The following is an 11950-nucleotide window of genomic DNA, read 5'->3' as shown; positions in this document are numbered from 1 at the left end:
CTTATTTAGCTGACTCTAGGTTAACACGAAGGCGAGTACTCGATTGGCCACTGGCCCAGTACTTGCGTTCAAACGGTGTGATCGCTTCATCACTACTGTAGGGCTCAACCTCGGCGTTAATGTTGCAAAGCGCTAATGCTCGAGCAAACTCTTTGACATAAATATCCCAATTACTGCGCAGCTCCAGCTGACCACCCAGTTTAATAATAAAGGGGAATACCGCACTGCCATGCCAACGTCTCCGAATGTGCTTGGCTTTGGGCCAAGGGTTGGGATAGAGCAAGTAATGATGGCTTATCTGCCATTTTGCCGCCACAGCTAAGCGCCAAAAGTCATTGAGGTCGGCCTGAACCAGCATGTACTGGCCTTGCTCCGTTTGCTTATACTCAACGTCGTGTTTTTCCAAGCGATGCGCTGACTTATCAATACCAATGATTAAGGCATCTGGGTGGCGCTTGGCTAAATTAGCCGTGCTCTCACCAACCCCGCAGCACGAATCAAGAATAATAGGCCCAGTAAATACCTGCACTTGCGCATTCACTTCATCAAAGGCCGTTTGCGTGTGGGCGGCAATGGGCTTTTTAAACTCAGCTGCCACATGCTTTAGCACTATGTCATCCAGCTTGTCGTGCAGGCCTTGCTGATTGGTGGTAATAGAACGAGAATTTGCTTCTGTCATAACCTAACTTTATCTAAGGTTGAATGGTGACTAGTTTACCCGAATTTATGTGATTGCGCTGCTGTGATGGCACCCAGCAGCACAAACCTTTTAATGTCTTAGGCCAACACCGCGCTTGATAAGCTGCAGAGCAACAAAGAACAAGCCACAAATAAATACGCCTAGCACAGAGAACGCCACGGTAATATCCACATCCGACACCCCTAAAAAGCCAAAGCGAAAGGCGTTAACCATATAAATGATCGGGTTGATCTGCGACACTCCCTGCCAAAACTCTGGCAGCAAAGTGATAGAGTAGAACACGCCACCGAGGTACGTCAGTGGGGTTAACACAAAGGTTGGAATAATGCTGATGTCATCAAAGCTATTGGCGAACACCGCATTGATTAAACCGCCGAGGGCAAATACCGCCGAGGTTAAAATCACCGTCAGCACAATCACCGCCAAATTATGAATTTGAATATCAACAAAAAATAAACTCACCAGTGTCACTAACAGTCCCACCAACATGCCACGAGCCATTCCTCCGCCCATGTAACCCAGCACAATAATATAGTTTGGTACGGGGGCTACTAATAGCTCTTCAATGCTCTTTTGAAATTTTGTGGAATAAAAGCTCGAAGCCACATTGGAGTAGGAGTTAGTGATCACCGACATCATAATAAGGCCTGGGACAATGAACTCCATGTAACTAAAGCCACCCATTTCACCAATGCGCGAGCCGATGAGGCTGCCAAAAATAACAAAGTACAATGTCATGGTAATGGCCGGTGGCACTAGGGTTTGCACCCAAATGCGCAAAAACCGAATACACTCTTTAATCCAAATACTTTTTAACGCGACGCCGTATTTAAACACGATTATGCCCCTCTCCCCTGTTCTAATAAGCCAACAAATAGTTCTTCTAAGCGGTTGGCTTTGTTGCGCATACTTAATACTTGATTGCCTTGCTCAGATAGCTGTGCAAAGACGCCATTCAGGCCTTGTGACTTGGCCACTTCCACTTCAATGGTGTGGTCATCAACCGTTGCAAAGTCATAACCGTTTAATGTCACCGGCTGCATTGGTGGCTTGAGATCCAATACAAAGGTCTCTTTATCCAGCTTCGCCAACAGTGCTTTGATGGTGGTGTGCTCGACAATAATGCCTTGATCGATAATGCCAATATTGCGGCACAATAGCTCGGCTTCTTCGAGGTAGTGGGTGGTTAAAATAATGGTCACACCCTGCTGGTTGATTTCACGTAAGAAGTCCCACATAGAGCGGCGCAGCTCGATGTCGACCCCTGCGGTAGGCTCATCTAAAATCAATAACTTAGGCTCATGCATTAAGGCTCTGGCGATCATCAAGCGGCGTTTCATACCACCAGATAAGGTTCTCGCCTGCTTGTCTTTTTTGTCAAACAAGCCAAGTTGTTTTAGGTACTTCTCAGCCCGCTGATGCGCAAGGTCGCGGGGCACACCATAGTAACCGGCTTGGTTAACTAGGATTTGGTTCAAGGTTTCAAACTGGCTAAAGTTAAACTCTTGCGGTACCAAACCTAAATGAGACTTGGCCGCTTCTAGGTCGGTGTCTATGCTGTGGCCAAACACTTCAACACTACCTGCGGTTTTGTTAACCAAAGACGCAATTACCCCAATGGTGGTGGATTTACCAGCCCCATTTGGGCCTAGCAAAGCAAAAAAGTCCCCTTCTTGGACTTCCAAGTCAATGCCTTTAACGGCTTCAACACCGTTGCTATAGACCTTTCTTAGGTCTTTAATATTCAGTGCTACTGTCATCTTGTTATTAGTCTCCATAGCCCCAGCGTTTCGCTAGCTGGTGTTCAATATTGAGATGGTCTAATATTCTTGCCACCATAAAATCCACAAGATCGTCAATGCTTTGTGGTTGGTGATAGAATCCGGGTGCAGCTGGCATAATGGTGACCCCCAGCTGGCTAAGCTTGAGCATGTTTTCTAGATGAATTGGGCTAAAAGGCGTTTCTCGCGGGACTAAAATAAGCTGTCCGCGCTCTTTAATCACCACATCTGCCGCTCGCTCAAGTAAATTATCTGAAGCGCCTAAAGCAATCGCCGAAACACTGCCGGCACTACAAGGACACACCACCATTTGTTTTGGCGCCGCTGAGCCCGAAGCCACCGGACTAAACCAGTTATCTTTACCAAATACCTGTATTTGCTGCGGCTGCGCTTTACATCGAGCCGTTAGCTGCTCACTGGCTTTTTGTTCATTGCCCGACAATTTTACCTTGGACTCGGTGTCCAGCACCACCCGTGCGGCGCTCGAGATCAGCACGTACACTTGATAGTTTAACGACACTAAAACGTCCAGCAAACGCAAGCCATAAGGCGCGCCCGATGCGCCACTAAAAGCCAAGGTAATTGGCCCTTTAAAGTTTTGTTTTGTCATAACTTATTTCTTTAATGCGGTTAAAAGTTTGTCGTGAATGCCAGCAAAACCACCATTGCTCATGATTAACACATGCGTATTGCTCGATTGCTTGGCAACCACCGCCGCCACAATGTCATCGATGCTTTTAAAGCACTGCCGGCCTGCTTTTTCGGCATGCGCTTTTAACGACCAGCTTAGCCCCTCTGGTTCATATAAAAAGGCCTCATCGGCAGCATCAAGTGAAGCCAATAAGGTGTCTTGATGAACACCTAACTTCATGGTGTTGGAGCGCGGCTCTAAAATAGCAATGATGGGCTCCTCGCCCACTTTAGCTCTAAGTCCCGCCAAAGTGGTTTTGATGGCGGTTGGATGATGGGCAAAGTCGTCGTAAACGGTTACGCCATTGACTTCGCCTTTTATTTCCATACGGCGTTTGGGTGATTTAAATTCACTTAAGGCAGCAATGCTGACACTGACCGCAACCCCTACGTGACGGGCTGCAGCGATGGCCATCAGGGCATTTTTCACATTGTGCACGCCAATGGCATCCCAGTTCACTTGCCCTTGGCTTTCGCCATGCAATAATACTTCAAACACCGAACCATCTTCCTTGAGCAAGTTATACGACCACTCTTTACCCAGCGATTCCTGCTCACTCCAAAATCCTCGTGCCACCACCTCTTGTAACGCGACGTCATCGGCAGGATAAATGGCTTTGCCTTGTCCAGGTAGGGTACGAATGAGGTGATGAAACTGGGTTTGTATGGCCGCTAAGTCTGGGAAAATGTCGGCGTGGTCATACTCTAGGTTGTTCATGATCAAGGTGCGCGGCAAATAATGAACAAACTTACTGCGCTTATCAAAAAAGGCAGTGTCGTATTCATCGGCTTCAATGACAAAAAATGGCGTATCTGACGTGCGTGCCGACACGCCAAAGTTTTGTACTATGCCGCCAATTAAAAAGCCCGGTCGCAGCCCTGCATACTCCAAAAGCCAAGCGAGCATGCTGGCGGTAGTAGTCTTACCATGGGTACCTGCTACCGCTAACACCCAAGCGTCACGCAGTACGTGTTCTTTTAGCCACTCAGGCCCGGAGGTATAACGTAAGCCTTTTTCTAACACATATTCGACACAGGGGTTACCACGACTCATGGCGTTGCCAATGATCACCACATCGGGTTCATCCGCCAGTTGCGCCGGGTCGTAGCCTTGAGTAAGCGCAATACCTAGCGACTTTAATTGCGTGCTCATGGGCGGGTAGACGTTTTGATCTGAACCGGTAACTTTGTGACCCAGTGACTGGGCAATGGCGGCGATACCTCCCATAAAGGTGCCGCAAATCCCTAAAATATGTACATGCATGCGTAATTGTTCTTTATTTCTTCATTGCACTCTAGATTAACATACTCAGCTTATTGGTGGCTGACTTTATTGTTGACTGTAAAACATTACAGTGCAGAAAAAAAAATACCAGCCGTTGGCTGGTATTCATCGTCAGTATAGGACAGGTTACGGACCGCGAGTTAGGCTACCCCGTAATTATCACGATACGCTTTTACCGCATCTAAGTGCTCAGCCATGTCGCCTTGCTGCTCAAGATAGGTAATTAAATCAGCCAGTTTTACAATGGATACCACCTGAGTATTAAAGTCGCGCTCTACTTCTTGAATCGCAGAAAGCTCGGCTTTGCCTTTTTCTTGGCGGTCTAGCGCGATAAGTACACCCGCTAAGTCAGCACCATTGGCAGCAATAATTTCCATGGACTCGCGGATCGCAGTACCTGCGGTGATCACATCATCTACCAGCATAATACGACCTTCAAGGGCACTGCCCACTAAGTTGCCGCCTTCACCGTGCTGCTTTTTCTCTTTACGATTAAAGCAATAGGGTACGTCTTTGTCGTGGTGATCAGCGAGTGCAACCGCAGTGGTGGTAGCAATTGGAATGCCTTTGTAGGCAGGGCCAAATAGCACATCAAATGCAATCCCAGCGTCTTCTAGCGCAGCGGCATAAAAACGCCCCAAACGTGCCAAATCACGACCGGTATTAAACAACCCAGCGTTAAAGAAGTATGGGCTAGTACGGCCTGACTTCAGAGTAAACTCACCAAACTTAAGCACTTGTTTCTCAAGTGCAAATTCAATAAATTCTTTTTGATACTGTTTCATGTTGTGCTGCCCGTATGATTACGCTAACGCTTGCTTTTGTAGATCGATGATTTCGCGAATAGAGTGCTTAGCTAAGCCCAATAGCTCATCTAACTCTTCAAACGAGAAAGGTTCGCCCTCTGCTGTGCCTTGCACTTCAATCAGTTTACCGGTTTCTGTCATGATGACGTTCATGTCGGTTTCAGCTTCTGAATCTTCTAGGTATTCTAAGTCGGTGATTGGCTCACCCTTATATACCCCAACAGAAATAGCCGCAATCATAAACTTAAGCGGGTTAACGTTAATCATGCCTTTAGCACGCATGTGTGTAAGGGCATCAACCAAGGCCACACAGGCACCGCTAATGGAAGCGGTACGTGTACCACCATCGGCTTGAATAACATCACAATCGATAGTGATGGTGTTCTCGCCTAGCGCTTTTAAGTCAACCGCGGCACGTAATGCGCGAGCGATTAAGCGTTGAATTTCCATAGTACGACCGCCCTGTTTACCGCGCGCCGCCTCACGATTATTGCGAGTATGTGTAGAACGCGGAAGCATGCCGTATTCTGCCGTGATCCAGCCTTTGCCTTGGCCTTTCATAAAGCGTGGCACACCAGCTTCTACCGACGCTGTACATAGCACCTTAGTATTGCCAAACTCAACCATCACTGAGCCTTCAGCGTGCATTGTATAGTTACGCGTAAAAGTAACTGGCCTGATCTGCTTTGCTGTTCTTTCGCTTGGACGCATCCACGTTCTCCCATCATCAAAATTTGCCGTTCATTATAAAGGGATCGCCCGCACTATGCCACGCGATTGCCGGAAAAATAAAATTCACTTTAGAGCTGTGTGGAAATTCGGCTATAATGGCCCGGTTAAACTAAGTTAATTTAGGAACTTTATATGATCCATAGTATGACCGCCTACGCCCGCAAAGAAGTGAAAGGTGATTGGGGCACTGGGGTTTGGGAAATTCGTTCGGTTAATCAACGCTACCTTGAAACCTTTATCCGCGCACCAGAACAATTTAGAGGCTTAGAGCCAGTAATACGCGAACGCCTGCGCAAACACCTTCAACGCGGCAAGGTCGAAGTATTCCTAAAGTTCACCGCCAACCCAGCTCATGTTGGTCAACTGAGCGTAAATGACTCATTAGCCAAACAGCTGGTTGAAAGCGCCAAATGGGTGCAAACGCAAAGCGGTGGCGACATCAATCCAGTAGACATCTTGCGCTGGCCAGGTGTGATGGAAGCCGAAGAAATCGACTTAGACACCGTCAACGGCGCTCTGCTTAGTGGCTTTGATGAACTGGTAGAAGACTTTAAAGCGGCCCGCGCCAGCGAAGGTGAGAACCTAGAAACCATGCTCACCACCCGCCTTGATGGTATTTTAGAGCAAGTGGCCATTGTCGAAAGCCATATGCCAGAAGTCGCCAAGTGGCAACGCGAAAAGCTCTCGCAGAAGCTGGAAGAGCTGAGCGTAGACGTGGACGAAGGCCGCCTTGAGCAAGAGCTCATTTACCTAGCGCAAAAGCAAGACGTTGCCGAAGAAATGGATCGCCTCAAATCGCACGTAAAAGAAACCCACAAGATCCTCAAAAAAGGCGGCGCCTGCGGCCGACGCCTCGACTTTATGATGCAAGAATTCAACCGCGAGTCTAACACCCTAGCCTCGAAGTCCATCAACAGCGACATCACCAACGCCGCCGTTGAACTTAAGGTGTTAATTGAGCAAATGCGCGAGCAGATCCAGAATATTGAATAGTATTCATATATTTATAACTTGTTATTTAAAGCAATAAAAATCAAAACCTTAGCTAAAAATAGATTCCATATCTATTCATAACCAACCACTTTAATCACTGCCAACTGGTGGTTAAAGTGGTGAGTATATTCTGCAATGTATTTAACTTCATATAGATCATACCTATTGGCTTCTCTTTGACGGCGTAGAAATTATTCCTCTTTATTTTTTAATGCTGGTAAGGCCTTTAAAAAAGGGCCAGCTATCACAATAATTCAAAGGGAAACTTTCTCATGGAGCCTCCGCTCCTCTTTTAAGCCCATAACATCGCCATAGAACCACTTAGAGTCAGAGAAAAGAACGCTCAAGAGTAGCACTGAATGCATAGTAGCGAACAGCACTCTGCGTGACTCAAGAGCTTATGTTTACAAGGAGAAAAGCAACGTATCAATGCCAGCATTGCAATAATTCACAATGCTGGCAACGGGTTTAATAACCCGCGGCGTGGCCGTCTTTGCGGGTTTCAGAGGCGCCATAGTAAACGCCAGAGGTAAGATCACGCATAATGGCTTGGTAACCGCCATAAGGTCCCACAGCACTGCGTAAAGTATGGCCTTTTTTCATGAGCTCGCGACGGGTTTCCATGGAAAAGCCCGTTTCAAGGCTGACGTAGCCACCATCGGTCATTACCTCGCCCGTGGGCTGAGTCGAGCCCGTGTGTAGTATTCTGGGAGCATCGCCGGCTTCTTGCAGATTCATACCAAAATCAATCATATTAATCAGGATCTGAGCATGCATTTGCGGTTGTGTTGCGCCGCCCATTACGCCATAGCTCATCCAAGGTTTGCCATCTTTGGTGACAAAAGCCGGAATAATGGTGTGAAATGGACGTTTACCGGGCTCATACACATTGTAATGGCCTTCCTCAAGGGCAAATAATTCGCCACGGTTTTGCAGTACAAAGCCCAGTTTCTCTGGTGTCATACCTGAGCCCATGCCACGGTAATTACTTTGGATCAGCGAGACCATGTTGCCGTCTTTGTCTGCCGTGGTGAGGTAAATGGTGTCTCCTTCTACAGGCCCTGCTTGGTCGCGCTTAGCTGCTTTATTGGGGTTAATTAGAGCACGGCGCTTATCGGCATACGCTTGCGAGATCAAATAATCAACGGGAATGTCGTTAAAGTCAGGGTCGGCGTAGTATTTCGCTCTGTCGGCAAAGGCGAGCTTTTTCGCTTCCACAAAGGTGTGAATATATTCTGGGCTGTCAAAACCCATTTCTTTAATATCGTAGCCTTCAAGAATATTTAAAATTTGTTGTGCCGCAATGCCTTGACCATTCGGTGGTAGCTCCCAAAGGGTGTAGCCTCGGTAGTCGCTGCTCACGGGCTTTACCCACTCACTGCGATGCGCCGCTAGGTCTTCGTAGCGAAGATAGCCACCATTTTCACGCATATATTTATCGATTTCTTTGGCTATTTCACCTTTGTAGAAAGCATCTCTGCCCTGCTTTGCAAGCAGCTCATAGGTGTTTGCCAACGCGGGGTTTTTAAAGATCTCCCCCTTTTTAGGCATGGCACCATCAGACATAAACACTTCTTTGAATCCGGGGTACTCAGCACGAGCCGATACCGAACGCTGCATATAATAGGCAATCAGCTCAGAAACAGGAAAGCCGTTGCGGGCGTACTCAATGCTCGGTGCCAATAGTTTGGCCATGGGCAACTTGCCAAACTTTTCATGTAGCTCAAACCAACCATCCACGGCGCCAGGCACAGATACTGGTAATGGCCCATAAGATGGGATCGTATCACCTTGTTGCTGTAGCATTTCTAAGGTTAAGCTTTGCGGTGAGCGCCCCGAAGCATTGAGCCCGGATAGGGTTTGTTGCTCGGCGTCCCAGACGATGGCAAACAGGTCGCCACCAATACCGCAACCGGTTGGCTCCACCAGCCCGAGCATGGCGTTTGCCGCAATCGCCGCATCCACGGCACTGCCACCTTGCTTTAAGATGTCTAATGCCACTTGCGTGGCAAGCGGCTGTGAGGTGGCTGCCATGCCTTGTGTGGCAATCACCTCAGAGCGGCTGGCAAAGCCTTTACCAGTCACGCGGTCATAAGCAAAACTACTGACACTCACTGTGGTCAGTAACAAAGCAGTAAAGGTTTTTCTTAGCGTTAGTTTCATTACTTGTTCTCTGTTGCTCTCTTTTTAACCACTATAGTTAACAAAGGTTTGCTGTCGCAATGGCTTTGCGCTCAATTTAGCGTTTAACAAGATTGAACCGATTACAGGGATAGATTTATATCAATTTTTGCTGAGTTTTTTGACTTTATTGCTACATAACCGCAGTGCTGAACTACACTGAACTAAGGTAACTTCACGGACTCGATAACACACTCTGCCATTCCAGCCTGTAACGGAATGCATCCATGTAATAGTTCCGTATTTACATTTGTTTATAGGCGCGCATAGGTATTTATGGAAAATCGAATAATTGCGATTAACTTAAAGAAAACGTTAACTTGGGGCACCCTAGCCTTTTGCTTATTTTTCTCGCTCATTATTGTCGCCACCTCCTTTGTCAGCGAACGTGAGCGTTTAATCTCTACGTTTCAATTGCAGCTAAGTTCCGAGCTTAACCATTTAGCCAAAGCCATCAGCAACCAGCCGCTGCAAGACAGTGCCACAGCGGAGCTTATCAACAGTTACTTGGAAAACCCCAGCTATATCACTCTTTTTTTAGCGCAAAACAAGCAATTGGTTGCGGCAGATTCAAACCCCACCAAACAAGCCGCCGCCACTTGGTTGGCTCAGCGGCAAAACCAGCAGTGGCTGCAAGAAGTAGGTTATTCAGACAATTTAAGCACTCAATACCTACCCGCCCAACAAGCGATAGTTGCCACGCGCACTATTGAGCCACTTAATGCCACTGATACCGCGCCATTACAGTTAATCGCAACGTATGATTTATCACCTGTCATTGCGGAGCTAGAACAGCAATTTACGGTTAAGCTAGCACTGCTTTTTTTGCTGTTGATGGCCCTATTAACAGGCCTATTAGTGTTTATTCGCCGCTATATTCACAGCCCTATTAACTACCTCATTAAAGTTGGCAAACAACTCACCTCACAGTCGCTTGGCAGTCGGGCTGAGGTACATGGCAAAGGCGAATTTGCGGTGCTAGCAAAGCAATTGAATACCATGGCGCAAGCCTTGGAAGAAAACTGGCAAGAGCAAGCCATAGCGACTGATAAACTCCGGCAAAGACAGGCTTTTATTGATGGCATTTTTTCTGCGCTGCCGGATTTATTCTTTATCATTGATAAAGAAGGAAAAATTATTGAGTACCATGCCGGTGAAGCGCAAGATTTGTATGTCGATCCCGACAGTTTTATTAATAAAACCATAGCAGAAGTTTTACCAAGCCATGTCGCTAAGCAGTTTAATCAGGCGATTAACTCGTCTACGCGATATCACAGTATGACGCAGCTTGAGTATTCGCTGGACTTTGACGGCCAAAGCAAACTGTTTGAAGCCAGATTGTCCCCTATCCCTAATACCGACTTGCTAGTAATAGCAGTGCGCAATATAACGGAAAAAAAGCGTCAAGAAGAGGTTATTTTACACCACGCTTTTTACGATACCCTAACCGATTTGCCCAACCGTTTTTTAGCCTTAGAGCGTCTCTCGCAACTATTACTAGACGCCGAGCGTAACAAAGAAGTGGCGGTGGTGTTTTTTATCGACCTTGACGATTTTAAAAAGATTAATGATACCTTGGGCCATGAAGTGGGTGACAAGGTATTGATTGCCGCGGGGAATAGGTTAAGCCAAAGCTTGAGAAAACAAGACACCGTAGCACGCCTTGGTGGCGATGAGTTTATTGTTTTAATGGGCGGTTTTAAGTCAGTAGCCGCAGTAACACCAGTGGCTGAAAAGTTGGTTAAGCAATTTCAACAACCACTTGCGGTTATGGAGCGCGAGTTTAATATTTCCATTAGCTTAGGCGTGGCAGTCTACCCCGGCGATGCTCGTACCCCAACCGACATGCTGAGCCATGCAGATACCGCCATGTATAGCGCTAAAAACCTTGGTCGCAACACCTACTGTTTATTTAATCAAACCATGGGGCGGCAACTTAACCGGCGTTTAGAAATAGAAGAAGCATTGCGAGTAGCGCTGCACAAAGGCGAGTTTGAAGTCTTCTACCAGCCACAGTTTAACATCGCAGACCGCAGTATTTTTGGCGCCGAAGCGTTACTGCGTTGGCACAGTGAACAGCTCGGTCCAGTTTCACCCGATGAGTTTATACCCGTGGCGGAGCAAAGTGGTTTGATCATTGACATTGGTGAGTGGGTGCTATTTCAAGCCATTCAGCAGTCGCTCAGCTGGCAGCAAACCTTACATCCCGGTTTTCGTATTGCCATTAACCTATCACCAAGGCAGTTTAAAGAGCCTAGTTTAGTAGCAAAAGTCACGGCTATGCTCGACGATATTCCCATGGACAAACGTCATATCGAGCTTGAAATCACCGAAGGGGTGTTGATCTCAGGGCAATCTAAAGCGCGCACGGTGTTGGATCAACTCCACGGTCTGGGACTGACTTTGTCATTGGATGATTTTGGCACCGGCTACTCTTCATTAAACTACCTAAGACACTTCCCATTTGATGTCCTTAAAGTCGATAAAAGCTTTATTAATGATATGCAAAGCTCTTCAGAGTCAATGGCACTGGTCAAAACCATTATCACTATGGCCCATGATTTATCTATGACCGTAGTCGCAGAAGGCGTTGAAACCGTTGAGCAGCTTTTGACATTAGAACAACTGGATTGTGACTTTGGTCAAGGCTACCTCATTAGCAAGCCTTTAAGTTCTTCTGAATTCACTGACTATTATCTGGAGCGGCACAGTAAGTTACAGCAGAGCTCCTAGTTTCATTGCTCATGCCGGTAAAATAATTAATCGGCGAAATACAAGACTA

At 47.0% G+C, this 11950-nt stretch carries 10 protein-coding genes; 2 read left to right on the top strand and 8 right to left on the bottom strand.

Features of this window, described 5'->3' with window-relative positions:
• Window position 1: 1 nt before the first annotated feature.
• From trmB to rph, 7 genes are all read right to left on the bottom strand, one after another.
• A complete protein-coding gene (gene trmB / locus R3P39_RS15510) occupies window positions 2-679 on the bottom strand; it encodes a tRNA (guanine(46)-N(7))-methyltransferase TrmB (RefSeq protein ID WP_336568590.1) in 678 nt (225 codons plus the stop codon).
• A 90-nt stretch (window positions 680-769) separates the two neighbouring features.
• Window positions 770-1537, bottom strand: a complete 768-nt coding sequence (locus R3P39_RS15505) for an ABC transporter permease (protein ID WP_336568588.1) — start codon at window positions 1535-1537, stop codon at window positions 770-772.
• A gap of 2 nt (window positions 1538-1539) precedes the next feature.
• A complete protein-coding gene (locus R3P39_RS15500; RefSeq protein ID WP_336568587.1) occupies window positions 1540-2460 on the bottom strand; it encodes an ABC transporter ATP-binding protein in 921 nt (306 codons plus the stop codon).
• A 7-nt stretch (window positions 2461-2467) separates the two neighbouring features.
• Window positions 2468-3091, bottom strand: coding sequence for a flavin prenyltransferase UbiX (locus tag R3P39_RS15495; protein ID WP_336568586.1), 624 nt, complete (start codon window positions 3089-3091; stop codon window positions 2468-2470).
• A gap of 3 nt (window positions 3092-3094) precedes the next feature.
• Window positions 3095-4435: a UDP-N-acetylmuramate:L-alanyl-gamma-D-glutamyl-meso-diaminopimelate ligase gene (gene mpl / locus R3P39_RS15490; RefSeq protein WP_336568585.1), complete on the bottom strand. Its 1341-nt coding sequence runs from the start codon at window positions 4433-4435 to the stop codon at window positions 3095-3097.
• A gap of 161 nt (window positions 4436-4596) precedes the next feature.
• Window positions 4597-5241, bottom strand: a complete 645-nt coding sequence (gene pyrE, locus R3P39_RS15485) for an orotate phosphoribosyltransferase (protein ID WP_336568583.1) — start codon at window positions 5239-5241, stop codon at window positions 4597-4599.
• Between the two features lie 18 nt (window positions 5242-5259).
• Complete coding sequence (gene rph, locus R3P39_RS15480; protein ID WP_336568581.1) at window positions 5260-5973, bottom strand: ribonuclease PH; 714 nt, start codon at window positions 5971-5973, stop codon at window positions 5260-5262.
• Window positions 5974-6126: 153 nt separating this feature from the next.
• Between rph and R3P39_RS15475 the strand changes: the two genes are divergently transcribed.
• Complete coding sequence (locus R3P39_RS15475; protein WP_336568579.1) at window positions 6127-6987, top strand: YicC/YloC family endoribonuclease; 861 nt, start codon at window positions 6127-6129, stop codon at window positions 6985-6987.
• A gap of 468 nt (window positions 6988-7455) precedes the next feature.
• On the opposite strand, the gene ggt is transcribed toward R3P39_RS15475, so the two are convergent.
• Window positions 7456-9150, bottom strand: a complete 1695-nt coding sequence (ggt, locus tag R3P39_RS15470; protein WP_336568578.1) for a gamma-glutamyltransferase — start codon at window positions 9148-9150, stop codon at window positions 7456-7458.
• 294 nt (window positions 9151-9444) lie between these two features.
• On the opposite strand from ggt, the gene R3P39_RS15465 reads away from it, so the two are divergent.
• Entirely contained in the window at window positions 9445-11901 is a 2457-nt protein-coding gene (locus R3P39_RS15465) for an EAL domain-containing protein (protein WP_336568577.1), read from the top strand.
• Window positions 11902-11950: the final 49 nt, after the last annotated feature.

The organism is Pseudoalteromonas sp. UG3-2 (assembly GCF_037120705.1).
Classification (GTDB): Bacteria; Pseudomonadota; Gammaproteobacteria; order Enterobacterales; family Alteromonadaceae; genus Pseudoalteromonas.
The sequence above is the reverse complement of the archived record's forward strand: the minus strand, read 5'-3'. Positions and strand labels throughout refer to the sequence as shown.

Excerpts from the sequence above, each read along its gene's own strand:
- trmB (WP_336568590.1), bottom strand. The coding sequence starts at position 679 with ATGACAGAAGCAAATTCTCGTTCTATTACCACCAATCAGCAAGGCCTG.
- R3P39_RS15500 (WP_336568587.1), bottom strand. The coding sequence starts at position 2,460 with ATGACAGTAGCACTGAATATTAAAGACCTAAGAAAGGTCTATAGCAAC.
- R3P39_RS15495 (WP_336568586.1), bottom strand. The coding sequence starts at position 3,091 with ATGACAAAACAAAACTTTAAAGGGCCAATTACCTTGGCTTTTAGTGGC.
- mpl (WP_336568585.1), bottom strand. The coding sequence starts at position 4,435 with ATGCATGTACATATTTTAGGGATTTGCGGCACCTTTATGGGAGGTATC.
- pyrE (WP_336568583.1), bottom strand. The coding sequence starts at position 5,241 with ATGAAACAGTATCAAAAAGAATTTATTGAATTTGCACTTGAGAAACAA.
- rph (WP_336568581.1), bottom strand. The coding sequence starts at position 5,973 with ATGCGTCCAAGCGAAAGAACAGCAAAGCAGATCAGGCCAGTTACTTTT.
- R3P39_RS15475 (WP_336568579.1), top strand. The coding sequence starts at position 6,127 with ATGATCCATAGTATGACCGCCTACGCCCGCAAAGAAGTGAAAGGTGAT.
- ggt (WP_336568578.1), bottom strand. The coding sequence starts at position 9,150 with ATGAAACTAACGCTAAGAAAAACCTTTACTGCTTTGTTACTGACCACA.
- R3P39_RS15465 (WP_336568577.1), top strand. The coding sequence starts at position 9,445 with ATGGAAAATCGAATAATTGCGATTAACTTAAAGAAAACGTTAACTTGG.